The 25,572-nt window shown below is 70.7% G+C and carries 15 protein-coding genes; 3 read left to right on the top strand and 12 right to left on the bottom strand.

Going from position 1 to position 25,572, the window contains the following annotated elements; all coding sequences use genetic code 11:
* Positions 1 to 54: 54 nt before the first annotated feature.
* Positions 55 to 438 (bottom strand): WXG100 family type VII secretion target, encoded by a 384-nt coding sequence (locus tag ACKUU6_RS24645; RefSeq protein WP_407990741.1) that lies wholly within the window; start codon positions 436 to 438, stop codon positions 55 to 57.
* A 58-nt stretch (positions 439 to 496) separates the two neighbouring features.
* On the bottom strand, positions 497 to 871 hold the full coding sequence (locus tag ACKUU6_RS24640; RefSeq protein WP_407990740.1) for a hypothetical protein: 375 nt from the start codon (positions 869 to 871) through the stop codon (positions 497 to 499).
* Positions 872 to 1,116: 245 nt separating this feature from the next.
* On the opposite strand from ACKUU6_RS24640, the gene ACKUU6_RS24635 reads away from it, so the two are divergent.
* Positions 1,117 to 2,349: an SUKH-4 family immunity protein gene (locus ACKUU6_RS24635; RefSeq protein WP_407990739.1), complete on the top strand. Its 1,233-nt coding sequence runs from the start codon at positions 1,117 to 1,119 to the stop codon at positions 2,347 to 2,349.
* Positions 2,350 to 2,610: 261 nt separating this feature from the next.
* Complete coding sequence (locus ACKUU6_RS24630) at positions 2,611 to 3,579, top strand: mechanosensitive ion channel family protein (RefSeq protein ID WP_407990738.1); 969 nt, start codon at positions 2,611 to 2,613, stop codon at positions 3,577 to 3,579.
* Between the two features lie 66 nt (positions 3,580 to 3,645).
* Here the strand turns inward: ACKUU6_RS24630 and ACKUU6_RS24625 are convergent, their stop codons facing one another.
* From ACKUU6_RS24625 to ACKUU6_RS24580, 10 genes are all read right to left on the bottom strand, one after another.
* Positions 3,646 to 12,192 (bottom strand): toxin glutamine deamidase domain-containing protein, encoded by an 8,547-nt coding sequence (locus ACKUU6_RS24625; protein WP_407990737.1) that lies wholly within the window; start codon positions 12,190 to 12,192, stop codon positions 3,646 to 3,648.
* A gap of 6 nt (positions 12,193 to 12,198) precedes the next feature.
* Complete coding sequence (locus ACKUU6_RS24620) at positions 12,199 to 13,377, bottom strand: hypothetical protein (RefSeq protein ID WP_407990736.1); 1,179 nt, start codon at positions 13,375 to 13,377, stop codon at positions 12,199 to 12,201.
* Between the two features lie 98 nt (positions 13,378 to 13,475).
* Positions 13,476 to 15,275, bottom strand: coding sequence for a hypothetical protein (locus tag ACKUU6_RS24615; RefSeq protein ID WP_407990735.1), 1,800 nt, complete (start codon positions 15,273 to 15,275; stop codon positions 13,476 to 13,478).
* 64 nt (positions 15,276 to 15,339) lie between these two features.
* Complete coding sequence (locus ACKUU6_RS24610) at positions 15,340 to 15,837, bottom strand: hypothetical protein (protein ID WP_407990734.1); 498 nt, start codon at positions 15,835 to 15,837, stop codon at positions 15,340 to 15,342.
* A 55-nt stretch (positions 15,838 to 15,892) separates the two neighbouring features.
* On the bottom strand, positions 15,893 to 18,043 hold the full coding sequence (locus tag ACKUU6_RS24605) for a WD40 repeat domain-containing protein (protein WP_407990733.1): 2,151 nt from the start codon (positions 18,041 to 18,043) through the stop codon (positions 15,893 to 15,895).
* A gap of 127 nt (positions 18,044 to 18,170) precedes the next feature.
* Complete coding sequence (locus ACKUU6_RS24600; protein ID WP_407990732.1) at positions 18,171 to 18,689, bottom strand: GNAT family N-acetyltransferase; 519 nt, start codon at positions 18,687 to 18,689, stop codon at positions 18,171 to 18,173.
* A 251-nt stretch (positions 18,690 to 18,940) separates the two neighbouring features.
* Positions 18,941 to 19,420: a GNAT family N-acetyltransferase gene (locus ACKUU6_RS24595; RefSeq protein WP_407990731.1), complete on the bottom strand. Its 480-nt coding sequence runs from the start codon at positions 19,418 to 19,420 to the stop codon at positions 18,941 to 18,943.
* The gene (locus ACKUU6_RS24590) at positions 19,420 to 20,358 is read right to left on the bottom strand and encodes an RluA family pseudouridine synthase (RefSeq protein ID WP_407990730.1); all 939 of its coding nucleotides are present in this window, start codon (positions 20,356 to 20,358) and stop codon (positions 19,420 to 19,422) included. The genes ACKUU6_RS24595 and ACKUU6_RS24590 overlap by 1 nt, the downstream gene beginning before the upstream one ends.
* A 70-nt stretch (positions 20,359 to 20,428) precedes the next feature.
* On the bottom strand, positions 20,429 to 20,956 hold the full coding sequence (gene lspA / locus ACKUU6_RS24585) for a signal peptidase II (RefSeq protein ID WP_407992226.1): 528 nt from the start codon (positions 20,954 to 20,956) through the stop codon (positions 20,429 to 20,431).
* Positions 20,957 to 21,167: 211 nt separating this feature from the next.
* Positions 21,168 to 21,671 (bottom strand): TraR/DksA family transcriptional regulator, encoded by a 504-nt coding sequence (locus ACKUU6_RS24580; protein WP_407990729.1) that lies wholly within the window; start codon positions 21,669 to 21,671, stop codon positions 21,168 to 21,170.
* Positions 21,672 to 22,240: 569 nt separating this feature from the next.
* On the opposite strand from ACKUU6_RS24580, the gene ileS reads away from it, so the two are divergent.
* Positions 22,241 to 25,369: an isoleucine--tRNA ligase gene (ileS, locus tag ACKUU6_RS24575; RefSeq protein WP_407990728.1), complete on the top strand. Its 3,129-nt coding sequence runs from the start codon at positions 22,241 to 22,243 to the stop codon at positions 25,367 to 25,369.
* Positions 25,370 to 25,572 lie beyond the last annotated feature (203 nt).

Below are 25,572 nucleotides of genomic sequence, written 5' to 3'. Positions count from 1 at the left end.
CCACCGAACACACCACAACCACCGGCCCAACCCCCCGGGCCCAGACCACACCGGTCAGACCACCTGCGGCCGCTGCAACGCCCCGATCCGGCCCCCCACCGCCCCCTGCGAACCCTCCAGCGTCCGGAACGACCCATCCGTCGCCGACTCGTTCGCCTCATGGCCCGCCGCCATACCCTGCAACTTCTGCCCGATCTCCCCGATCCGCGTCCCCAAAGAAGCCATCGACTCCTTCATCCCGTCCCGCAGACCCTCATACACCACACCGAACTTCTCACCCAGATCGTCATCACCCCACGGCGGAGTACCACCCTGCTCCAACGCCCCCAACCGCGCCGACAAATCCCTCACCGCAGCAGAGAAATCCTCACCCACCGCACCCAAAACCCGACCCTCAGCCCGAAGACTGACCGGATCCACCACAATCTGCCGCGACATCAACGCCCCCGTTTTCCCAACACGCGAACTCCGCTCGAAACCAGCCCCGGAAGGACCGTCAGAAGCGGCGCCGGTCCAGTTCCCAGTCCTCCGGCTCGTCCGGTCCGTACTCGGCCTCGGTCTCCTCGCGCAGCTTCTCGGCGCGGGACTCGGAGGCCTTCTGCTCGGCGGGCGACAGGTTCTCGGCGGCCGTACGGATCTGGCCCAGCCGGTCACCGATCGCGCTGAGGTAAGTGTCGGACTGGACCACCTCGCGCATCCCGACCCGGCCGGCCAGCACGTCGCGTGCCATCCGCTGGAGGGTGGCACCGACGGCGTCCGAGTCGGCCAGGGTCCGCAGCGCGCGCCGCAACTCCCGGGCCTGGGCCGGGTTGTCGGCCACGTCGAGCAGTTCGTCGTCCGAGATTTCCGGAATCTCGCGGTCTGCAGCCATCTCTCCCCCTGGATCCCCGGCTCCCCAACGCCCGTCGGGCCAACTGAGCCCCCGGCGAACAGCATTGCTCATGAGATCATAATGTTTAACCTTGGGGCTGTCCTCGTTCGGTCTCGGCCTTGCAACAGGTAACCTCACCAGGTCCGGCCGCTGCGCGCCAGAAGGCAGCATGACAGCGGCCCAGCACCCGAACGGCAGAACCGTACGGGCGGAACAGTACCCACACAGCACAGCGAGGAGTCTTCGTGATCACCCAGGAGCACGCGCTCAGCACGGCCGACGCCTGGCTGAACGGCAGCAGCGACACGCAGCGCGAGGTCCGCTTCCGGGAGTTCGACCTGGGCTGGGTGGTGTGGGCGGCCCCGGCGCCGCTGGAGCGTGACCCGGTCACCGGGCAGCGGCGCCCCCCGGCCGACCTCGGTGACGCGTGCGGCGTGATCGACCGTCAGAGCGGCAAGCTCAGCGTGTGGTCCTCCATCCCCGTGGACGAGGTGATCGAGGAGTACCGCGAGCGCGCCCGCCCCGCCACCGGCCCGGGCAACACGCTGACCGCGACCTACCCGCACCCCACCACCGGCGAGACCACGACCGTCGAGCTCACCTCCGCCCCCGGCCGCCCCCCGGTCGAGACCCAGCTGCTCGCCGAGCTGACCCGCCGCGGCGTACCCGCCGACACCGTCCGCACCATCCACACCGCGCTGCGGCCGGCCACCCTCCCCGGCGGCTACGGCGCCGCCCTCCTCGACACCCACTTCCCCATCGCCGCCGTCACCTTCGACCACCCGTACGGCATCACCGCCGCCGAACGCGCCGAGGGAGCCGCCGCACTCGCCGGCCGCACCCCCGTCAACCGCGTGCCCGCGCCCCAGCCGTCCGAGGTCACCCCCGCCGAACCGGTCCGCGACGTCGCCCTGGGCCGCCAACTCCCCGCCGCCTTCGGCGAGGTGCTCCGCTACGACGCCGACGACCTCGCCGCCAGCGCCCTGCCCGAAGCCGCCCGCTCCACCCTCACCTGGGCCGGACTGCCCGCCGAACTGCCGCTCTTCTTCACCGCCGACCGCCCCGCCGCCCCGCCCGCCGGCGGCCTCTTCCCCGACCTGCACACCCACCTCACCGCAGCCGGATCCCCCGCCGAGGCGCAGACCCTGGACGTCCTCGCGGGCTGGACCCGGATCGGCACCGACGGCCTCTGCGCCATCGCCGTCCAGACCACCGGCGACGAGACCGGCTCCGTCTGGGCCGTCCACCCCCGCACCGGCAGCGGACGCTACGTCAACAGCTCCGTCTCCACCTTCGTCCGCAGCCTCGCCCTCCTCACCACCACCCGCCCCACCCTCACCGGCCTCGACCCCACCGCAGCCGGCACCGCCCTGGCCACCCTGCAGAGCGGCCTCGCCGAGATCGACCCCCAGGCCTTCCGCAAGGACACCACCTGGTGGACCGTCATCACCGAGCAGATGTGGCACGGCCTCCTCTGAACCCAGCTGTGAGCCGGACGTCACCCCACGGCGTCCGGCCCAGCCGAGAAGGTCATCCCAGCACGAAGGCAAGCAGAGCAGGCACAACTGCGGTCGCGTACCCCTGTCCTCGGCTCCCGCAGCAAACCTGGATTTGCGCGCCGCCGCCGGGCCTCCACGCCGCGATCCACTCGCCGACATACCGTCACAGCAGGGTGCAAATCGCCCCCATCCTGGTGGAGGTGCGCCGTACTCTGGCCGCTCGTCTCGCTGTTCGCCGTCGTGCTGGCCACCCTGGCGGTCGGCTGGGTGGCGGACCAGGTGCTCCAGCGGGTGGCCGTCCGGCACCCGGAGGCGCCGGTCTGGGCGCTGCTGCGCCGCTGCCGCGTGCCGCTCCAACTGGTGGTCTGCACATGCCTGCTGATTGGTATCCGCCCGATCGAGCGGCTCTTCGAACTGGAAGGCGACGACGCCCACCGCGTGTTCCTGCTGGCGCTGCTCGCGAGCAGCGGCTGGCTGGCCATCCGGATCGTGGCCGCCCTGTTGGAGGCCTTCTTCGCCCGGTACGAGGCGGCTTCCGGCGACCCGTCCCGGATGCAGCGGGTCCGGACCCAACTCGGATTGACCCGACGGGTCGTCAGCGCTCTGATCGCCGTCGTCACGATCGCCGTGATGCTGCTGACCTTCCAGGCCATGCGTAGCCTCGGCGCCAGCCTGCTCGCCTCGGCCGGCATCATCGGCATCGTGGCGGGCATCGCCGCCCAGAGCGCGCTGGGCAACTTCTTCGCCGGTCTCCAGATCGCCTTCGGCGACACCGTCATCGTCGAGGGCCATCAGGGCACGGTGGAGGAGATCACCCTCCCCTACCTGGTGATCAGGCTCTGGGACTACCGCCGCCTGATCGTCCCGACCTCCTACTTCGTCAGCAAGCCCTTCGAGAACTGGACCCGCACGGACCCCGGCCTGCTCGGCGTCGTCCTGCTCCACCTCGACCACACCACCCAGGTAGGCCAACTCCGCACCGCCCTGGGCGACTTCCTCACCAACGCCTCGCTCTGGGACGGCCTCGAATGGTCTCTCCAGGTCACCGACACCGCTCCCAGTACCATCGTGGTCCGGGCCACCATGACCGCCCGCACCCCGGACGACGTCGCCGCCCTCCGCTTCGAGGTACGCGAGCACCTGCTCGCGTACCTCCGCGACGAACACCCGACGGCGCTGCCCCGGCTCCGCCCGGGCGAGGCCCACTGAACCGACCAGTTCACGGAAGTACCCGGCCCTGCAAGCCGACACCTCGAGCCATCGGATGGTGAGGGATCAGGGAAGCCGGATCAGATCGTCAATTTCTGCACGATAGACCCTGATGATCTCTCCTCGCATGTCATGCAGGTTTCCGCCGGTGAGCTTCGCCGGGTCAGCATTCCGCGCCCTCAGGTCCCGCAGGCTGTCTGCTGAGAGTTCGATCGTGTTGGTCCGGTAATCAGGACGCCTCACCAACTCGGTCAATGCTGACGGTAGGGGCAGGTCAGGTCGGGCAAGGATGGTCAACTGCACGGCCATGGCCGCGACCTCCTGATCGTCACTCTTCACGCGGAGCTGCTCTGCGGCAGGAGTGTTGCCGGCGGGGAGATCACAGTGCCCCGCCAGGTTCTGAGCGGGCCTGGTGAGGATGTAGTCACAGGTCTCCTGGTCCAGCCCGAGTCGCTGAAACGAGTTGCTGGTGAACGCCGTGAACTCACTCAGGGAGATGGTGTCCGGGTCATTGCTCACAAAGAAATGAAGATTGTCAATCTCTCCGAACCCGAACTGCTGCAGATTGTTGTCATTGAATTCGGGCTTGGTCCACTCCCCCTCCGTGCGCTTGGCCAAGAAGTCCTCGACCTTCCCTGTGGGAGTCTCACCGTCATGGAGCACGCACGCCAGTGGCGCAAGCGCATTGTCGATCGTGACGTGGTGGTTCGGGACGTCGCCCGGATTCCTGGTGTGATGGGCGAAGGCATAGCTGTTGACCGCATCGAAGGTCATCCGGAAAGTAGTGGCCGGATTGACCCCCGGGTCGTACTGCTGTACCTGAACGTTCGACGTCTTGGGCACCAGCACGGTCGCCGCACGGTCGGGCCGGGCTGCGGCAGCGAATGCATCCTGGGCAAGCTTCCCCTGCAATTTGGCCGCCTGGAGGCGGCTTTCTGCCCGCTCGACGTCCACCGGGCGGGCGTTGGACGGAAGGGCCTTTTTCTGCGCCAGCGCCTCGGTGTACTCCTGGGTGGCCTCCGTCAGCTTGGTGTCCACCTCGCGCTCGACGCCGTGTTCATCCTTTATTTCGATGGAATGGATACTGCCGGACTGCACCAGGGCACTCAGACCCTGCGGCGAGTAGCTCTTTTTGTAGAAATTCCAGGGCTTGCCGTCAGGCTGAACTCCGCCGTTTTCTCCGGTGAGCTTGTACTTACTCGATTCCGCGTCGTACCGGATGGCCGCGTCGTGCGTCACGCCACCATGGACGAACTTCACCTGGGCCACCAGCTTCTCGGGTATCGACGGCCCTCCCGCGACTGCACCGGGGGACTGCCCCGGCGACTGGAGCCGCTCGAAGATCCGAGCCTCCCGACGCTGATCAGCAGTCAACACACCGAAGCGAGGCGCGTCGGGGCTGAACATGCTGGAGTCGTGGGTCCCGCCGGGAACGGGCTGCTCGTCGGCATCGCTCGTGGCGGCCCAGACGTGGTCGCTGTTGCCGAAGCGTGGGGGGATCGGCTGTTCGGTCACGGTCTTGATCGAGCCGGTGGAGGGGTCGGCCCAGCGCAGGACGCCGTCCTGACCGTGGATCAGCGCGAGAGCGTGGCCCTCCTTGCCCTGCTTGCCGAGCAGGACGGTGGAGAAGGTACCGGGGCCCCCGTCCTGGACCTGCTTGATCACGGCATCGATGCCCTGCTTGCCGTCGCCGAAGGAACGCGGCGGCTCCGACCGCTTCAGCAGTGTCCAGGCGGCATCGGCCTCCGGACGTCCCGTCAGGGGAACGTCGGACGGACGCGGATTCCCGTAGTGGGTGTCGCGCAGGGCCTCCGTGGCCTCCAGGCAGCTGTGCAGACTGCTTCCGTCGGCGGCCCGCTCGTGCGGGTTGACGGCCTTGAGCAGGTTCTCGGTCAGCTCCGGGTAGGGCTTCCTGCCGGTGAGCTGCTCGATCGCCTGCTTCTGCCTGTCCGTGGGCGGCTCGAGGCCCCGGCCCTCACGGACCGTCACCGTGTCCTCATACGCCCTGATGCGCGGGATTTTGGCGTCCGACCGACTGTCCGGGATGCCCCAGCGGCCGCCTGCCTCCTCGGGCGTCCTTCGGTTGTCCGTCGGCCTGTCGTCGCCTGCCTTGCGCTTGAGGCCCTGCTGCTCGGAGGCGGAACGCGGCGGCCCGGCCTCGGTGGTGCCGGGGCGCACCGGACCGAACTGCACTGCCCCACCCGGCGGTGGAGGCGAGGGCTGGTCCTCCGCCCGGGGGTGGTTCTGCACCGGGCCGCGCGGCGGCACGGGCAGGGACGGGGCGTCTCCGCCCCGGGGCGTGGAGTCGAGGCGGATCTCCTCGGGAGAGGCCGGCGGCGCGGGCGAAGGATCGTTCTCCGCATCAGCCCTGGCGAGAGCCTCGTCGAGAACCGTCTTGATGGCAGCCGGGTCGGGGCGCTCGTTGCCACCGTCCCGGAACCAGTCGGCCAGTCGCTCCGAGACCGGGCCGGTGTGCCGGTCACCGGGCTCCCGGTAGGCGAGCGCGTACTCGGCGACCGACGTCACGATGTCCTCATGGAAGTCGGCCACGCTCATTCCCTCGACGACCTGATGTCCCCTCAGGACGGAATCCGCGATCTCGAAGGTCGTCAGGACGCTCTCGTCCGGCCCCTGCTCCTGCTGCGGCCCGGTCTCGTCCTGCCGCTGCCGGACGTGCAGCTGCTCCTGGCCGCCCCAGGGGGTGTTCGCGTGGGTGGTGAGCTCGCCCGTCCGGTCGCGGAAGAGCTGGTCCGTACCCGCGCTCACCCCGGGCTCGAAGCCGCCGATCCAGTGACCGCCGTCGTTCAGCGAGTCGCCGATCCGGTGGACGATGTCGGCGTGGCCCAGCGAGTTGCCCGCCTGGTCCGTCCAGTCACCGAACCAGGAGTCCTTCTCCATCACGAAGTCGAACTTCTCGCCGACGCCCGGCCCTTCACCCTTCAGGAACTCGTCGTACGTCATGGCGTGGTAGCGCACGTCCATGACGCTCTTGCCCTCGGTGTCCGTGACGGAGAAGTGCGTCCCGCTCGCCCCGATGGCAACAGCGGTCACCTTGTGGCCGGGCCCGAACTTCGTCAGCTTCTCCGCGATGACACCGCCCGTGCTCTCCAGGAACTGCGTGCGGTCCGCCACGCTGGGGTCGGTCGAGACGATGGTCAGGTCCTTGGTACCCGTGGTGAAGAGCGCGTGCTCGATGTCGGCGTCGCCACCGAGGTAGAGCAGGGAACCGCCGCTGTGGCCGCTCGCCGCGAAGCCCTCGTTCAGCCCGACCAGCGGCTCGTTGCGGCCCTGCATGCTGCTGCCCATGAGCCAGCGGCCCATCTGGTGCGGATCCACCCACGTCGGGTGCGTGCCGAGCTGGCTGTCCACGTCGGGCGTGCGCTCACCGCTGCCGAACAGGTACTTGACCGTGTCGGCCGAGGCGCCGTTCTGCATCGCGTACACCAGGTCGCCGGAGCCGCCCGAGTCCAGCGCGTGCCCGAGGTGCGCACCGAGCACCTCGTCGAAGCTGCCACCGTTCTCGAGCACCTCGCGCACCCGGTCGGCGGCACCGGCGTCGGGCGTGCCGAACTTCGCCTCCAACCGGTCGAGCACCTCCTTGGGGTCACGGTGCAGGTCGAGGCCGGCCTCCTGCAGCGCGCCTTGCTCGCCTCTCCGCGAGGTGCCACCCTCGTTCGCGGCGCGCGGGGACGGAAGATCCGCATCGCCGGGCGGAGCCGGGGACGGCAGATCCGCATCGCCGGGCGGAGCCGGGGACGGCAGATCCGCATCGCCGGGCGGAGCCGGGGACGGCAGATCCGCATCGCCGGGCGGAGCCGGGGAGGACGAGGAGCTCTGCTCGGGCGTCACGTTCAGCGGCTCGCGGACCCACTCCTTGATGGTGTTCCAGTAGTGGTCGGCGATGGCCTCGTGAATGGCGCCCGCGCCACCGTTGCCTGCCGACGACCGGTACTCGTTGGCGTCGGCCTGGGCCCGGGCCAGCTTCTCCTTCGCCGGCCCCAGCTCCGCGACGGCCTGCTTGAGGTCGGCCTTGTTCTTCGTCTCCTGAGCCTTCTTGCCCCGCTCCTTGACGTCGTCGAGCTCCGCCTGAGCGGTCCTCAGTCGCTCGTCGGCCGCCGGGAAGTGCGCGTCGATTCTGTTCACGAGCTCCGCGGACAGCTTGTCCGAGTTCCTGAGCTGGTCGATTTCCGCGCGGGTGAGGCCGATGGTGTCGTTGTGGTCCCGCATCAGCTTGTCCAGCAGCGGCGGCACCTCCCGCACGCCGTTCCGGTCGGTCACCAGGGTGACGAACCTCGCGAAGTCGGGCTTCGCGCCCTCGTCCATGACCATCGAGGTCAGCTCGCGCTTCACGTGGGACGGCCGGTGCGGGTTCATGCCATCAGGTCCGGAGACCGATTTGCCCTCGGCCAGCCGCTCGGTCGACCCGGTGATGACCTCCCGCAGGTCCTTGCTCGCGCCCAGGTGCTCCAGGGAACTGTCGACGAAGTCGGTGAACTCCTTGAGATTCACGGGCGGGTTGGGGTCGACCTTCTTGCCCTTGGGGTCGGCCAGGTTGAAGTGCAGGTTGTCGACTTCCGCCAGCTGGTGCTCGTTCGTCAGTATCTGGTTGTACTGCAGCTTCGTCATCGGATTGGTCGTGTTCTGCGAAGTGGCCCGCGCGTCGAGGAACTGCGACGCGTTGTCGTGGGAGCGCCCCGGCGCCCCGTCCGGCGGCGCCATCTTCGCGAACAAGGTGGCCATGGCGTTGTCCACCGTCAGGTGGGGGTCGATCTCCTCACCCGGCTTCGTCCCCTTGGTGAAGGAGTAGTGGGCGAAGGAGTGCTCGTTTCGGTCGAAGTGCATGTCGAGCTTCTTAACCGGCACACCGTTCTGGCCACCGTGCTCGATCTGACTGACCAACTTGTTGTCGGGGCGCTGCAGCTTCACATCGGTCGGATTCGCGGTCTCCGGCCGCTGCTTGCCTTCGAACAGCTCGTTGAGGGTCTTGGCCTCCAACGTTCGCTCCACGAACACCGGTTTGCCGTTCTCGAAGACCGGTTCGGGATCCCCGAACTTCTGCTTCTTCTGCCTGTCGAGCAGCGGCGTACCGTCGCTCTTGGTCAGCGGCTTCGGTTCGAGCTTGGGCGTGTGCTCCGTCACCGGGTAGCGCCCGTCACTGTCACGTGGCCCGACGGTCAGGTGGCCGCCGCCCTCCAGCGGAATCTTCACCGTGGGCGAATCCAGCTCCTCGGTGTTCCCCCAAGCGTCCTTCCTGGCCTGCTCCTTGAAGGCCCACTCGAGCATCTGGGCGCGCTTGTCGGCCGGGACCTCACTGAGCGGCGGCCGGGAGTTACGCACCGGCGGCGCAGGCGAAGGCTCCTCGACGGTGTCCGTGTCCTCGTGCGGCCGGTTCTCGTGCGACTCGTTCTCGCGCTGCGGGGGCGTGACGTCCTCGTCGCGGGAAGGCGTCTCGTGCTGCGAGACCTCCGGCGTGTCGGGCCGGCCCTCGGCCATCCGGAAGAAGTCCCCGACGCCGGACATCGCCTCGGTGTGGGCCACCGGGTTGGCGCGGCCGCCCGAATGGGTGGCCAGCGGGGACTTGCCGTACAGCTGCTCCAGCAGCGGGTGCAGTGTCTGCTCGTGCTTCCCGGACCAATGCGAGCCGTTGTTGCGGTCCTGCCCGGTCAGCGGGTCCTTGCCGTGATTGGTCGACAGGAAGGCGTTGGTGGCCTGGGCGAAGTACTCCCGCTCGTCGACGGAGCTGTAGTTCTCCTTGTCGTCCTGCGTCCGGGCGTCCTTGCGCGGGCCGTCGGGCCACTGGGCGGTGCGGTCGGAGTCGGCGGCCAGCTTCTCCTGGAACGCCTTGCTGATCAGCTTCTTGTCGGCGGGCGAGAGCCCGTTCCTGTGGACGGCGTGGGCCAGTTCGTGCGTCGTGCTCGAGTACCCGTCGGTGTAGTTGCCGGTCCTGCCGACGGTGGTCTTCTCCCCGAGCAGATTCTCCTCGGTGATGGCCACCTTCTTCCGGTCGCTCACCCCGCGGATATCGTCCCAGCCACGGCCCTGGCCGGAGTCGCCCTGCGGGCTCTGACCACCGAGGTGCCCGAAGGCAGGCACGTCGGTCAGCCGGACGTCCTTCGGGACGACCACCACCTCGACACCGTTGGTGAGCACCCGCTCGGCGACCTCTGGGTCGCGCAGCAGGCGGGCCAGTTGCTGCTGGGCCTCGTGCCGCGCCGCACCGCCCTGCACCGTACGGGGGTCGACCTCGACCAACAGGTGTGCGGCCGACTCGGCGAACTCGTCCGGCGTCGAATTCTTGCGCAGCTCGGCGACGAACTCCTTGTCCTGCGCCAACTTCCTTCGTTCCTCGGGCTTGAGGTTGCCGAGAGTGTGCAGCCGCTCCTGCTGACCCTGCGTCGGCACATCACGCTTCGGGTCGAGCGGGGCGTCGGAAGTGGTCTGCTCCCGGGTGTTGAACTCGTGCTGGCGCTGCACGCGCTCCTGCTCGCGCCGACGCTGCTCCTGGGTGCGGAGGCGGCCGCCGTCGCCAGGCTCGGTCCGGGTCTCGGTCCGGGTCTCGGCCCGTGGCTTCGGCGCCGCAGCACTCGCCGTCGGCGCCGTCGATCCGGAGCCGGGCGTCACCGGGCCACGGGACACCGGGCCGAACGCCGCCGGAGCGGCCGGCGGCGGCGTCACCGGATCCGCGGTGGCCGGCGACGGCATCGGGCCGGAGTCCGGGCCGGCGGAGGTCTGGGTCGCCGTCGGCGTACGGAAGTTGCTCGGACCGGAGGCGAGCCGGGTGCCCTCGTGCGGGACCTGCTGGGCCTCCGGGGTCGGGCCCGAGTTGTGCGGGGTGGGAGCCGGGGCGTCGGTACGCGGAGCGGACGCCTCGACGTGTGACGTGGTGTCACGTCCGTGCTCGGGCGCCGGAGTCGGCTCAGGGGTACGGGTGTTGGAGTTGTCGCCCCAGATCGGGGAGGCGACGGCGTCCGGCGTCCGAGCGGTGGGCGCCTCGTACGGGGCGATGGTGCTGCGGGGAGTGGAGGTGTCGGAGTGGTTGGCGGTCGGGCCCTGGTACGGGGCGGAGTCGACGGTCGGCGTGACGTCGTGACCGGCGCTGCGACTGGTGGAGAAGGTCCGCGGGGAGTCTTCGGGGTTGGCGCCCTCGGAGTAGTTCTGACGGATGTGGTGCCCGTCGCTCCCGACGTCGGACAGATTGCTCTGCTTGCCCGAGGTGCTGTCCCCGTCCGGGTTGGCGCCCTCGGAGTAGTTCTGACGGATGTGGTGCCCGTCGCTCCCGACGTCGGACAGATTGTCCTGCTTGCCCGAGGTGCTGTCCCCGTCCGGGTTGGCGCCCTCGGAGTAGTTCTGACGGATGTGGTGCCCGTCGCTCCCGACGTCGGACAGATTGTCCTGCTTGCCCGAGGTGCTGTCCCCGTCCGGGTTGGCGCCCTCGGAGTAGTTCTGACGGATGTGGTGCCCGTCGCTCCCGACGTCGGACAGATTGTCCTGCTTGCCCGAGGTGCTGTCCCCGCCGGAGTCGGGTTTGGTCGAGCCGCCCGCGCTTTCCGAGCCAGAACTGTTGTTCCCCGTGGACGGGTTGGAACCGTTTGAGCCGGAGGAACCGGAGCCGCTGGAGCCGCCGGAGCTAGACGAGCCCGAGCCGCCCGAAGCCGGGGCGTCGGAACCGTGTGAACCCGGGGTGTCCGAACCGCCCGTGTAGTCGGAGGCGTGCGGGATGTTCCCGGCGTTGAACTTGCCCTTGAAGGCGGAGGCGCCGTGCATGATGGCGGGGTTGGCGCCACCGCTGAGGGCGGAGCCGCCGAGGCTGCCGGCGTCGACCCCGCCGGTGGTGGCGAGCTGACCGGCCACGTCACCGGCCACGCCGACGATCGAACCGTGCACCATCTGGGCCGGGAGGCTCTGCATGCGCTCGCCAATGAGCTTGGTACCGGCCTTGCCGAGGCCCTTGCCGACCAGGTGGCCGCCGACACCGCCGGCCGCACCGCCGGCGGCGCTCATTCCGAGCTCCTTGCCGTCCAGCGTCTTGCGGTTGCCGGCGGCGACCTGGATGGTCTGCGCCAGCAGGTTGATGGCGACCTCCTGGAAGGCCTCCTTCAACGCGACCATGACGATTTCCTTCGCCAGGCGCTTGAGGATCTGCTTGACGGTCTCCTTGCTCACCTCGATCGCGACCGGGATCGCCGCCAGCGAGCCCCCGGCCGTCGCCGGGGCGGCTGCCTCGGCGGTGGCGATCTCGTAGGCCAGGATGCCGAGTTGGGCGACGATGGAGATCTTCGCGGTCTCGGTGGAGTTGGCCATCGCCTCCAGCGCGTCGGCCATCGCGTTGCAGGACTTGGTCATGCCGGGGAAGAAGCCGGGCTTCTCGCCGTCGACCGGCAGCACCAGCTTTCCCCAGTCCTTCTCCAACGCCTCAGCCGCCGAGCCCTGTTGGCCGTCCAGCGCGCGCTTGACCGCAGCGTCGGCCGCTCGGCCCGCCTCGTCGATGGTCTCCGCACTGGAACGCCAGTGGCGGGCCATGTCGCGCATCAGGTCCTCGTCGCCCTCCGGCCAACGGGAACCGGCCAGCAGCATCAGGACCCACTGGAGGGGCTCGGGCAGCTCAACAGCCATGGTGGATCAGTGCCTTCCGGGGCGAACGGTGCTGGGGGCGGTGACGGTGCTGCGCTCGGGCGGGGGAAGCGCCGGGTCGTACTGCCCGATGCCCGAGTGGCTGACTTCTTCGGCGTTGTCGTAGCCGTCGCCCATGCCCTTGAGGACCTTGCCGATCCTCTCGACGACCTCGGGCAGTGACTTGAGGGCCTCGAGCACGTCCTTCGCGTTGCCGAGGTAACCCGGTTCGCCGTCCTCGCCGTTGGCGAAGGATTTGCCGTCGTCGTCGTTGCCCCAGGGCGAGTTGCCGTGCATGCCGACCATGTAGCCGCTCAGGCTGGTGTACATCTCCTTGAGCTGGTCGGCCACGCCGAGCACCGGCCCGGCGGCGGCCCGGTACTGCTCCGGGATGGCGACGAACCCGGCACCCGTACCGCCGCTCGGCGAGCTCCCCGCCTGCTTGGCCATGACCTTGTCGCCGCCGACCTTCAGCGCAGCCGTCAGCCCGTCACCCGCAGGGGCACCGGCCTGCATCGCGGGGGATGTCCCGTCAGGCGAGTGGCCACCCATCTTCAACGCAGGGGACGTTCCGTCGGGCGACTCGCCACCCACCTTCAACGCGGGAGACGTCCCGTCAGGCGACTCGCCACCCACCTTCAACGCAGGGGTCACCCCCTCGCCCGCAAGGGGCTCCGCCCGCATCGCCGGAACGGTCCCGTCAGGTGACTGCCCGCCGACCTTCAGCGCAGCGGTCGCCCCCTCCCCCGCAGGCACCCCGGCCTGCATCACCGGAAACGTCCCCGCAGGTGCCCCGGCCGCAGCCGACCGGGCCTCTGTGACGGTCCCGAACGGGTCCTCCCCCGCCATCGTGTGCATCTGCCGGGGCATGAGGCGCTCGGAGGACTGCTCGGCCGGCATCAGCAACGGCTCACCCGCCTGCTTCGGCATCACCCGCTCCCCAACGCGCTCCACCGGCGTCACGAACGGCTCACCCATCTGCGAGGGCATCACCCGCTCCCCAACGCGCTCCACCGGCGTCACGAACGGCTCACCCATCTGCGAGGGCATCACCCGCTCCCCAACGCGCTCCACCGGGATCACGTCCTCGTCACCGCCCCAGAGCGGTGCAGCCTGGGGCTCCATGACGGCTCGTCGAAGCGGTGTCCCCACCTGTTCGGCCGGGCGGAACATCGGCTGTTCGTCCATGACGGTCCCTCATCGAGTCTGCAGCGAGCGGGTACGGGAAAAGAGAGAAGGGCGGCGGAGGGCTGGGGGGCCTCCGCCGCCCGGTCTGAAGGGGCCGGTCACGGCCTCGGCGTGCCGCCACCCTCGCCGGCACCGGCGCCGGCGGCGATCCGGGTGAGGGCAGCGCGCAGGAACGGACTGGGCACGTCGTACCCGCCCTCCTGCCGGATCGGGGTGGGCTCGACGACGGCCGGAGGGGCCTCGGTCACCGCGCCCTCCTCGTCGGGACGGCCCCGCCGTTCGGCCACCGAGCGCGCCCGGTCGAGGTACTCCTCCTCGGGTGCGGGGGCCGCCGGTGCGACGGCGGTCCCGTCCTGGGCCACCACCGAACCGGTCGGCGCCTCCGGCGAGTCGGCCGAGGTCGCAGCCTCGACCGCAGCCGGCTCGGTGCCCAGCAGCGCACCCGCCAGCTGCGCCATCAGGTCACCGCCCCCGCCCACCGCAGGCTGCGCCGCGGCCGCCGCCGCAGCCGCATCGGCGGCCTCACTGGTCGAGCCCCCACGGGCCTCGTCCAGCCACTGACGCCGCATCCGTTCGAAGTGCGGGTCACCCGCCTCGTGGTCGATCTGCTCGCCGCCGACGATGCCCCGGTCGCGCCGTCGCTTCTTCTCCTCGGCGCCCAGCCGGGTCGGCCGCAGGAAGCGGTTGCCGCCGCCCGCGCCGCCGCCCTTGCCGCCACCGGCACCGCCCATCGCACCGGCGCCCGGTGCACCGGCCGTGCCCCGGCCCGCCCCGGCTCCGGCCGCACCGCCCGCCATGCCGCCACGGCCGCCACCGGCCGCCCCGGCCCGGGCCCCGGCACCGCCCGCACCGGCCAGTCCGCCGGTGCGCCCGTACGCCCCGGCACCGGGCACGCCGCCACCGAAGGCGCTGCCGCCGCCCATGCCACCACCGGCGCCGCCGCCCGCACCGCCACCCCCGGCGCCCGAGTACGGCGTCAACGCCGCCCCGTCACCCAGACCCAGATAGCCGGAGTGACCCGCCAGGTTCAGACCGGGCGGCTGCACCGCCGACTTGAACAGCGGCTTCCCGTCCGGACCGAGACCGGCACCGCCACCACCGAGGTACGGATTCTTTGTGGCCGGCGGCTTGTACGGCTGCACCTTGGGCGGCGTGTACGGCTTGGGACCACCATGACCACCAGCGCCGCCCCCGCCCCCACCGGAGCCGGAACCCGCACCGCCGCCACCCTCGCCACCACCACCGGCCCCGCCCCCGCCCGCACCGGGCGGCGGCGCCGAGTCGATCTTCGTCCCCGGAGGCGTGGGACCGGCCGGCGGCGGCACCTTCCCACCCGCCAGGTTGGCGATCTGCGTCGCCGCGTCCGTCGCCGCACCGTGGTCGGCACCCGCCTTCAGCATCGTGTCGACGCTGCCGGTGACGTCCTTCACGTACGTGTGGTAAGCCTCCACCGCTGACTTGACGCCCTCGGACTTGGCGATGTCGTCCTTCTTGCCCGCCGGGTTCTGCTCGATGTACTTCTTCGCGTACTCGAGCTGGTTGATCATCGTGGTCTTGGTGTCGGTGATCGCCGCGGCCGCCCCCCGCAGGTGCGCCTCCACCATCTTCCCGGCCGTCAGGATCGTCCCCGCGTGCGAACCCTCACCGACCCCGTACTTCTCCAGGTAACGCTCGTAACTGTCCGCCGCCTCACCGGACATGTGCTCACACGCCCGCTTGGCATGCGCCCAGATGGTCCGGATCCGCACGTCCGCGACGTCGTTGAACGTCTTCCAGGCCGCCGCGAGGTCGTTGATCCGCTCCTCGTTGCCGTCGGGGAACTGGACGTCCCCGCCCTCCTCGCTGCTGTGCAAGGTCTTGAGCACGTCCTCGAGCTCAGGAGGCAGCTCTTGCTTCACCGTTGGTCACTCGTTTCCTGGTCGACGCTGATTCTGGGCGGGGTCGCGGAGGGCCGCGTGGGCCTCATGTCAGCAGCGGGCCACGAGGCCCACGCGGCGGCGGAGTGGCCGACGGATCAGGTGTCTTGTGGTGGTTGTAGTCGAGGTCCGGCCCCTTGGTCGGCGAGACGTACCCCGGACCCGTGCCGGCCGAAGGCGGCGGCGGCAGCGGGATGTCCATCCCGTCACCGATCTTGTTCAGCTTGTCGGCGTGCTCCGAGTCGGTGTCCCGGTGACCGCCGATCATCGTCTTCAGATTCGTCGCGACCTGCGCCGTGTTCTTCAGGAAGGCGTCGAACCCCGCCAACGTCTTCTCCTGCTGCTCGGCCAGCCCGATCACGGCAGCGGTCTTCCCACCCAGCGACTGACCGACCAGGTCGGTACCGTAGATCTCCTTGTTGACGGTCTTCACGAACGTGGAGAGCTTGATGTACGCCTCCTCCAGATCGTCGTGCATCCGCTGGATCATCGTCGCGGCAGCCTCGACCTCTTCCAGGTCGATGCTGAACGAATCCGCTGCCATATATCCCAACCCCCAAGCGATTTCAGAGAGAAAGTGCAGAAACGAACGGCGACGCTCAGAGCGTCAGCGCACCACCCGGGCCAACCACGTACAGGCCCGCCGCACCGAAGGCGAGCGCCAGTGGCGTACGGTCCAGCGGCGCCTCGTTGACCAGTTGGCCGCTGGCCAGGTGCCACAGGCGCAGCGTCGAGCCGGCGTCACCGGCAGCCACCAGCACCTCGCCGTCCAGTTCCTGGCAGATCAGCGAGCGGACCTCGGCCGTGCCGCCCGGCAGGTCGGCGATGGTGCGGCCGGCCATCACGTCCCAGCCCAGCACGGAGCCGTCGGCGCAGCCGGCCAGCACCACCGCCCGGCCGTCCAGCGTGCCGATGGCCAACTGCCCGGCGGCCTCCCGGAGTCCGGTCAGTACCGGGCCCGCCTGCCCGCCGTCGACGTCCCAGAGCCGGACGGTGCGGTCCGGGCCCGCCGTGGCGAGCACCCGGCGGCCGCTCACCTCGCCGAGGGCCAGCGCGCTCACGCCGTCCTGATGGGCCGTCAACTGCCGAACCGGCGTGCCGTCCTGGGCGCTCCGGATCCGGACGGTGCCGTCGGTGCCGCCCGAAACCAGGACAGCGGTGGTACCGGGCACCGGCTCGCCGAAGACCAGCGCGGTGACCGGTCCGGTGTGCGGTGTCGGCACCGAGAGCGGGACGCCGTCGCTCAGCCGGTGGCAGCGCACCGCGCCGGTCACCGTCCCGCAGACCAGGACCGGTTCGCTCTCGGCGGCCAGCACGGCCACCGAGCCGATCGGGCCGCCGTCGGGCTCCAGGACGTACAGCTCGGCGCCGGCCGCCGCGTCCCAGAGCCGGACCCGGCCGTCGCCGTACCCGGCCAGCAGCACCGAGCGCCCGTACAGGTCGCCGACCGCCAGCGCGTTGACCGGCACCGGCCCGGTGCCCTCGGCCCGCTCGGGCTCGTAACTTCCGACCGGCTTACCACCCTTGGTCTCCCAGAGGCGGATCCGGCCGTGCTCGTCCCCGCTGGCCAGCAGCTGCCGGCCTCCGACCGTGACGGTGACCAGCGCGGTCAGCCAGCTGCCGCCGGCCGGTCGGCCGCCGAGCGCGGTGTCCGCGTACACGTCCCAGGTGCGCAGCGTGTTGTCCAGCGCGCAGGAGGCCAGCACCGGGCGGCCGTCCAGCTCGGTGAAGGTGAGGCCGGTGACGGTGGCCGAGTGGCCGGTGAAGAACGCGACCTCACGGCCGGTTGCCAGGTCCCAGAGCCGGATGTCCTGGTCCTGGCCGCCGGTGGCGAGCAGGGCCTGCTCGCCGAGCGGGAGCACCGCGAGGGCGGTGACCGGCGCGGAGTGGCCGACCAGCAGGTGGAGTTGGGCGCCGACCGCGGCATCCCAGACCCGGACGGTGCCGTCGGGCGCGGCCGCCACCACCAGGTCGACCCCGGCGCAGCGGGCGTACAGCAGAGCGCGGGCGCCCTCGCCGCCGATCTCCAGCAGGCCCAGGCCCTTACCGTCCTCGGCCCGCCAGGCCCGGATCTCGCCCTGGCGGCCGCCGGAGAAGACCAGCGGGACGCCCTGGACCAGTCCGGCCGCCACCACCTGGGAGCCCTCGCCACCCGAAGTGCCGTGCACCAGAACGCCGTCGGCCGCGTCCCAGACCTGGACCGCGCCGTCGGCGGCGCCGACCGCGAACAGCTCCCGGCCGTCCACGGTGCCGAGCGCCACGGCGCTGGGGAGCAGTCCGGCCTCACCGTCGGAACCGCCCAGCGAGCCGCCTTCGGGCAGTCGACCGAGGTCGAAGCCCTGGGCACCCTCGGCCAGCGCGTAGGCGGGCAGGCCGTCCACCGTGCCGATCGCGGCTGCGGGCAGCACCGCCTCGGCGGCCGTCTCGACGGCCGCCGACTCCACGACGGCCAGCGGGAGTTGGCCGCCCGCCAGGGGCTGGAGCAGCTGGACGGCGAGTGCCTCCAGCAGTCGGGCCACCGGGGGCACCGGGGTCCCGGTGCCGTCGGTCCAGGCGGTGTCACCGACGCTCAGCCGCCGGGCGGACTCGTCCGCGACCGGCTCCCCGGCGGGCGCCCCGGGGGTGGCCCGGAGTCCGGTCAGCAGCCGCTGCCGGACGGCCGGGTCCAGTCGGCCGTACCTGACCGTCTCGCCCTCGGGCAGCTGCCGCTCGACCAGCAGTGAGCCGTCCTCGTCGATCGTCAACTCCATTCGACCGACGGTCAGTTGACGCGATCCAGCGGTGAAACGAACCTTGCCCGACACAATGCCCCCAAGAACGTCCGGGTCGGAAAATCAGCAGTCAGCAGCAGAGCCCGCCAGCCGGGCCCCTGGGTGGTCAGCAGAGCTCGCCGGGCACCACAGTGGCGTACACGGCGTCGTGCAGCGTCTGGGTGCTGGAGCTGCGGAAGAGCTGCGGGCGAAAGCCGGCCCGGCGGAAGCCGATGAAGGCCCCGACCACCTGGACGGGCATGTTGTCCGCCGCCGCGTAGGCGTCGATCCGCTCCAACCCCAGCTGCTCGAAGCCGAATCGGCAGATCAGCCGGAGCGCCGAGGCGGCCACCCGCAGGCTGCGGGCGGCGGGCAGCAGCCAGACCGCGACCTCGGCCGCACCCTCGTCCGGCCGCAGGTCAACGAGTTCGGCCCAGCCGACCGCAGGGCCCTCGCCGTCCAGTACGGCGAAGTGCGCGGCCCGGTCGGCGTCCCAGAGTCCGGGCGCGACCTCGGTGATCCAGCGCACCGCCGACGCCCGGTCCCGGTGCGCGAGGACGCCCTGCATGAACTCCCGGACCAGCGGGTCACGCGACCCGGCCAGCAGCGTGTCAGCGTCCTCCTCGATCGGGCGGCGCAGCCGCACCCGACCGTCCTGAAGTGCCGGAACGGTGCCCGACGAACTCAACCGGCGCACCGAAACCCCCAGCCTGTCGCGCGAGTGAGCCGTCATCGAAGCACTTCAAACCTGCGACTCTCAAGCCACGACGGGCGTCCGTGGGGGTTCTGCGGAAACACTGCCCCTGCGTACACCGGGCAGGGAGCAGGAAGGGCAGAAAAAGGGATCCGGGCAGCCGGCAGGCCGCCCGGATCCCGGGTGTCACAGCTTTCGGTACGTCAGGAGGTCGGGGCCTCCGGCGGCCAGATCGTCCGCGTCATCGTCCGGTGCGGGATGCCGGCGTCGTCGTAGACCGGGCCCTCGGCGACGTAGCCGAGGCGCTCGTAGAAGCCCAGCGCCTGGACCTGCGCGTGCAGCTCCAGCTCGGTGCCGCCGTGGTCGCGTCCGGCCTGTTCCAGGGCCCGGACCAGCTCGGCACCGAGGCCGGTGCCCCGGGCGGCCTTCCGGACCGCGAGCCGGCCGAGCAGTACCCGGCCGGCGATGCCGGTCTTGGCCATCGCCTGCGCGCCGTGGATCAGCCGGCCGGTGCCCAGCGCCATGCCGTCGGCGAGGGCCAGCACGTGCACCGAGGTGGCGTCGTACTCGTCGTACTCCAGCTCCGCCGGGACGCCCTGCTCGACCACGAAGACCTCGTGCCGGATCAACCGGACCAGGGCCAGGTCGATCTCCCCGGCGGCCACCCGCAGCTCGGCCGCCATCAGCTCTCCGAGGAGATGATGTCGAGCGCCCGGCGCAGGTCCTCGGGGTACTCGCTGTCGAACTGCACCCACTCGCCGTCGCCGGGGTGCTCGAAGCCGAGCGAGACCGCGTGCAGCCACTGCCGGGTCAGGCCGAGCCGCTTGGCCAGCGTCGGGTCGGCGCCGTAGGTGATGTCGCCGACGCAGGGGTGCCGCAGCGCCGACATGTGCACCCGGATCTGGTGGGTGCGGCCGGTCTCCAGCTTGATGTCGAGCAGCGAGGCGGCCCGGTAGGCCTCGATCAGGTCGTAGTGGGTGATCGAGTGCTTGCCGTCCTTGGTGACGGCCCACTTCCAGTCCGAGCTGGGGTGGCGGCCGATCGGCGCGTCCACGGTGCCGCTCATCGGGTCCGGGTGGCCCTGCACCAGGGTGTTGTACTTCTTCTCCACGATCCGGTCGTGGAACTGGCGCTTGAGGTCGGTGTACGCACGCTCGGACTTGGCGACCACCATCAGGCCGGAGGTGCCGACGTCCAGGCGGTGCACGACGCCCTGGCGCTCGGCCGCGCCGGAGGTGGAGATCCGGTAGCCGGCCGCCGCGAGGCCGCCGATCACGGTGGGTCCGGTCCAGCCGGGGCTGGGGTGGGCGGCGACGCCGACGGGCTTGTCGACCAGCACGATGTGCTCGTCGTCGTGGACGATCCGCATGCCCTCGACGTGCTCGGCGACGATCTGGACGGGGGCGGCGGGGGCCGGGATCTCGACCTCCAGCCAGGCACCGGCCATCACCCGGTCCGACTTGCCGGCCGTCACGCCGTCGATGGTGACCTTCCCGTCGGCGGCCAGTTCGGCGGCCTTGGTCCGGGAGAAGCCGAACATCCGGGCCAGGGCGGCGTCGAGGCGCTCACCCTCCAGGCCGTCGGGAACGGGGAGGCTGCGGGTCTGCGCTGCGGTACTCACCCGTACGAGTATGCCGGACCCGGCGCCACCGCCGGACCGCCCGGCCCGTGCGCCGGGCCCGGGTGCACCGCTACGCGCTCCTGCTCTCCTTGGTCACCTGGTGCAGGGTGCCGTCCGGGTTGCTGCCCCGGAAGGAGAGCAGCACGACCAGGATGCCGCCGCACACGATGGCCGAGTCGGCCAGGTTGAAGACCGCGAAGTGCTGCACCGAGATGAAGTCGACCACGTGCCCGCGGAACACCTCGGGCGAGCGGAACAGCCGGTCGGTCAGGTTCCCCAGCGCGCCGCCGAGCAGCAGGCCGAGCGCGATCGCCCACGGGAGGCTGTAGAGCTTCCGGGCGATCCGCCAGATCACCACGATCACCGAGGCGGCGATCGCGGTGAAGACCACCGTCATCGCCTGGCCCATCCCGAAGGCGGCCCCCGCGTTCCTGATCACCTGGAAGGTCATGACGTCGCCGACCACCTGGATCGGCTGGTGCCCCTCCAGCCGCGCCACCACCAGCAGCTTGCTGCCCAGGTCGATCAGGTAGGCGAGCAGGGCGACGCTCAGCAGCAGCACGATCCGGCGGCGGCGAAGCACCTCCCTGGCGGCCAGCTCCTCGGGCGTGCGGCCCGGCTCGGCCGCGCTCTCCGCCGACTCCTCGGGAGTGCTCACCGCGTCCTCCGCGAGCTCGACGGTTGCGGGCTGGACGGAGTCGTCCTGGGTCTGGGGAGAGCCTGGAGTGCTGATGATCCGCTCCGCTGCCGAGAGTGAACGAGTACTGGGGTCGAGCGTACGGTACCGCCCGACCCCTGTGGCCGACTCGTTACCTGCGCTCCTGCTTGGCCTTGCAGGTGACGCACAGGGTCGCCCGGGGGAAGGCCTGCAGCCTGGCCTTGCCGACCGCCTGCCCGCAGGACTCGCAGACCCCGAAGCCCACGCCCTCGAGCCGGGCCAGCGCCCGCTCGGTCTGGGCCAGGCTGTCCCGGGCGTTGTTGGCGAGCGAGAGCTCGCTCTCCCGGTTGATGTTCTTGGTGCCGGCGTCGACCTGGTCGTCGCCCGCACCGTCGTTCGAGTCCCGCATCAGGCCGTTGAGGGCCAGCTCGGCGGCGGCGATCTCGCTGCGCAGCCGGTCGGCGTCGTCGTTCAGCTCCTGGTGCAGCTCGGCCACCTCGGCCGTGGTCCACGCGTCCTCACCGGGGCGGACCGGCAGCTCCGCCGGGTCCACCGACTCGGCCCCGCGTGCCCCGCTCCCCGCCGAAGCGTGCTTGCGGCTGGTCGCGGCCACCCGCCCGGTGCTGGTGCTGCTCTTCCGCCGTGTAGTGCTCACGGTCCCCTCCCCTGAGTCGCCTGCCACGGCCTTGCGCGTCCGCGTGGTGGCGGTAGCGCCACTTGCCTTCTCAGCCATGGCTTCGACCTCATCTACGAACGAAACGAACCGCCGGTTCCCGGCGGCTTCCGGTGCCGGAACGATAATCCCCATCGAATCCACCCACAACGGGACATACCGATAAGACCCGACTTGCCACCCGGGCAGCCGCCTGCCCGAGTGCTGACCCTGTTGTGCCCAGATCGTCATCCGCTAACCACGCGCGTGGGCGCGCATAACGGGTTGCCGGGGCCGATACACTGAGCCTGCAAGGCGCTGATGGGACGAGTACCGACGTACGCAGCCAGGAGCGACCCGGGGATGGTGCGAGCCCGGGGGTGTGCGCGGCGGGAAGATCACCCCGGAGCCGCCGGAAGAACGGCCTGACGGCCCATTAGACCCGGCAGCAAGCCCAAACAAGAGGGCCGCAGTCACCATCGCGGTCAAGGAGGGTGGTACCGCGGGACGGCCTGCCGTCTCGTCCCTCCGTCGGAAGGCTGTCCACGCATCCGTCGGAGGTAGACCCCGCGATGACCACGTACAACTCCGTACCCGCCCAGGTGGACCTGCCGGTCCTGGAGCACCAGATCCTGTCGTTCTGGCAGGACAACAAGATCTTCCAGCGCAGCCTGGAGCAGTCCGAGGGCCGCCCCGAGTGGGTGTTCTACGAGGGCCCGCCGACCGCCAACGGCATGCCGGGCGCCCACCACATCGAGGCCCGGGTCTTCAAGGACGTCTTCCCGCGCTATCGGACCATGAAGGGCTACCACGTCGCCCGCAAGGCCGGCTGGGACTGCCACGGCCTCCCGGTCGAGCTGGCCGTCGAGAAGGAGCTCGGCTTCTCCGGCAAGCAGGACATCGAGCGGTACGGCATCGCCGAGTTCAACGCGAAATGCCGCGACTCGGTGACCCGGCACACCGACGAGTTCGCCAAGCTGACCGAGCGGATGGGCTACTGGGTCGACCTCGACCAGGCCTACCGCACGATGGACCCGTCCTACATCGAGTCGGTCTGGTGGTCGCTCCAGCAGATCTTCGACAAGGGCCTGCTGGTCCAGGACCACCGGGTCGCCCCCTGGTGCCCGCGCTGCGGCACCGGCCTCTCCGACCACGAGCTGGCCCAGGGCTACGAGACCGTGGTCGACCCCTCGGTCTTCGTCCGCTTCCCGCTCACCTCGGGACCGCTCGCCGGCCGGGCCGCGCTGCTGGTGTGGACCACCACCCCGTGGACGCTGGTCTCCAACACCGCCGCGGCCGTGCACCCGGACGTCACCTACGTGGTGGCCACCGACGGCACCGAGCAGCTGGTGGTCGCCGAGCCCCTGCTGGCCAAGGCGCTCGGCGAGGGCTGGGAGGCCACCGGCGAGTCCTTCACCGGCGCCGAGATGGAGCGCTGGGCGTACCGGCGTCCCTTCGACCTGGTCGAGATCGAGGACGCGCACTACGTCCTGAACGCCGACTACGTCACCACCGAGGACGGCACCGGCATCGTCCACCAGTCCCCCGCCTTCGGCGCGGACGACCTCGCCACCTGCCGCAAGTACGGCCTGCCGGTGGTCAACCCGGTCGAGGCGGACGGCACCTTCGCGACGGACGTCCCGCTGGTCGGCGGTGTCTTCTTCAAGAAGGCCGACGAGGCGCTGGTCGCCGACCTCCAGGCCCGTGGCCTGCTGTTCCGCCACCTCCCGTACGAGCACAGCTACCCGCACTGCTGGCGCTGCCACACCGCGCTGCTCTACTACGCGCAGCCGTCCTGGTACATCCGCACCACCGCCGTCAAGGACGCGCTGATCCGGGAGAACGAGGCCACCAACTGGTTCCCCGAGAACGTCAAGCACGGCCGCTTCGGCGACTGGCTGAACAACAACATCGACTGGGCGCTCAGCCGCAACCGCTACTGGGGCACCCCGCTGCCGATCTGGCGCTGCGAGGACGACCACCTCACCTGCGTCGGCTCGCTGGCCCAGCTCTCCGAGCTGACCGGCACCGACCAGAGCGCCCTCGACCCGCACCGCCCGTTCATCGACGACGTCACCTTCGCCTGCCCGACCTGCTCGGCCACCGCGACCCGGGTGCCCGAGGTGATCGACGCCTGGTACGACTCGGGCTCGATGCCGTTCGCCCAGTACGGCTACCCGTACCAGAACAAGGAGCTGTTCGAGAGCCGGTACCCGGCCCAGTTCATTTCCGAGGCGATCGACCAGACCCGCGGGTGGTTCTACACGCTGATGGCGGTCGGCACCTTGGTGTTCGACAAGAACTCGTACGAGAACGTGGTCTGCCTGGGCCACATCCTGGCCGAGGACGGCCGGAAGATGTCCAAGCACCTGGGCAACATCCTCCAGCCCATCCCGCTGATGGACCAGCACGGCGCCGACGCGGTGCGCTGGTTCATGGCGGCCGGCGGTTCGCCGTGGTCGGCCCGCCGGGTCGGGCACGGGACGATCCAGGAGGTCGTCCGCAAGACCCTGCTGACGTACTGGAACACCGTCGCCTTCCAGGCCCTGTACGCCCGCACCGCCGACTGGGCCCCGTCCGCCTCGGACCCGGCCCCGGCCGACCGGCCGCAGCTCGACAAGTGGGTGCTCTCCGAGCTGAACACCCTGGTCCGCGAGGTGGACGCGGCGCTGGAGTCCTACGACACCCAGCGGGCCGGCAAGCTGCTCTCCGGCTTCGTCGACGACCTCTCCAACTGGTACGTCCGGCGCGGGCGTCGGCGGTTCTGGCAGGGTGACGCGGCCGCGCTGGCCACCCTGCACGAGGCACTGGAGACCGTGACCCGGCTGATGGCACCGCTGACCCCGTTCATCAGCGAGCGGGTCTGGCAGGACCTGGTGGTGCCGGTGGTCGCGGACGCCCCCGTCTCGGTGCACCTGGCCACCTGGCCGGTCGCCGACGAGGCGCTGATCGACCCCGAGCTGTCCCGGAACATGGCGCTGGTACGACGGCTGGTCGAGCTCGGCCGGGCCACCCGCGCCGAGTCGGGCGTGAAGACCCGTCAGCCGCTGTCCCGGGCGCTGATCGCGGCCCAGGGCTGGGACGAGCTGCCCGGTGACCTGCGGGCGCAGATCGCCGAGGAGCTGAACGTCTCGGTGCTCGAGTCGCTGGCGGAGGTCGGCGGTTCGTTGGTCGACACCTCGGCCAAGGCGAACTTCCGGGCGCTGGGCAAGCGGTTCGGCAAGGGCGTGCAGGACGTCGCCAAGGTGGTGGCCGCGGCCGACGCGGCGGCGCTCGCCGCTTCGCTCCGCGCCACCGGCACGGCTTCGGTCGAGCTGAACGGCGAGACCGTGGAGCTGACCCCGGACGAGGTGATCATCACCGAGACCCCGCGCGAGGGCTGGGCGGTCGCCAACGAAGCCGGCGCCACGGTGGCGCTGGACCTCCACATCACTCCGGAGCTCAAGCGGCTCGGCATTGCCCGGGACGCCATCCGGCAGATCCAGGAGGCCCGGAAGAACTCCGGCCTCGACGTCGCCGACCGGATCGTGCTGCGCTGGCGGGCCGCCTCCGAGGAGACCGCCGAGGCGATCGCCGAACACGGCCAGCTGGTCGCCGACGAGGTGCTCGCCACCGACTTCCTCGCGGGCGCGGCGGAGTGGACCTCGGAGACCTTCACCGACGAGGGCCTGGGCCTGAGCTTCCAGCTCCGCAAGGCGTAGAGCCCCGTCAGGGGCTCGGGGCTCTGCTCATGGGCGGCTCCGCCGCCGGGGGCGACCCCAGCCTCAGTCGGGGTTGTACACAGGAAAATGGGTCATGTTCGCGCGTGTCTGAAGCTGAGGACACGCGCGAACGTGACCCGTCTCTTCACAGGTAGCCGTAGCCGGCTGGCCGAGCACCTGCACAGACGAGGGCGCCCCCGCCG

The sequence above is a fragment of the Kitasatospora sp. CMC57 genome, assembly GCF_045866025.2.
GTDB lineage: Bacteria > Actinomycetota > Actinomycetes > Streptomycetales > Streptomycetaceae > Kitasatospora.
Note: the sequence above shows the minus strand (reverse complement) of the source record. Positions and strands in the feature narration are given on the sequence as shown.

What these genes read in the sequence shown, in the direction of transcription:
- ACKUU6_RS24645 (WP_407990741.1), bottom strand. Translation starts at nt 438, where the DNA reads ATGTCGCGGCAGATTGTGGTGGATCCGGTCAGTCTTCGGGCTGAGGGT.
- ACKUU6_RS24640 (WP_407990740.1), bottom strand. Translation starts at nt 871, where the DNA reads ATGGCTGCAGACCGCGAGATTCCGGAAATCTCGGACGACGAACTGCTC.
- ACKUU6_RS24625 (WP_407990737.1), bottom strand. Translation starts at nt 12,192, where the DNA reads ATGGCTGTTGAGCTGCCCGAGCCCCTCCAGTGGGTCCTGATGCTGCTG.
- ACKUU6_RS24620 (WP_407990736.1), bottom strand. Translation starts at nt 13,377, where the DNA reads ATGGACGAACAGCCGATGTTCCGCCCGGCCGAACAGGTGGGGACACCG.
- ACKUU6_RS24610 (WP_407990734.1), bottom strand. Translation starts at nt 15,837, where the DNA reads ATGGCAGCGGATTCGTTCAGCATCGACCTGGAAGAGGTCGAGGCTGCC.
- ACKUU6_RS24605 (WP_407990733.1), bottom strand. Translation starts at nt 18,043, where the DNA reads ATGGAGTTGACGATCGACGAGGACGGCTCACTGCTGGTCGAGCGGCAG.
- ACKUU6_RS24595 (WP_407990731.1), bottom strand. Translation starts at nt 19,420, where the DNA reads ATGGCGGCCGAGCTGCGGGTGGCCGCCGGGGAGATCGACCTGGCCCTG.
- ileS (WP_407990728.1), top strand. Translation starts at nt 22,241, where the DNA reads ATGACCACGTACAACTCCGTACCCGCCCAGGTGGACCTGCCGGTCCTG.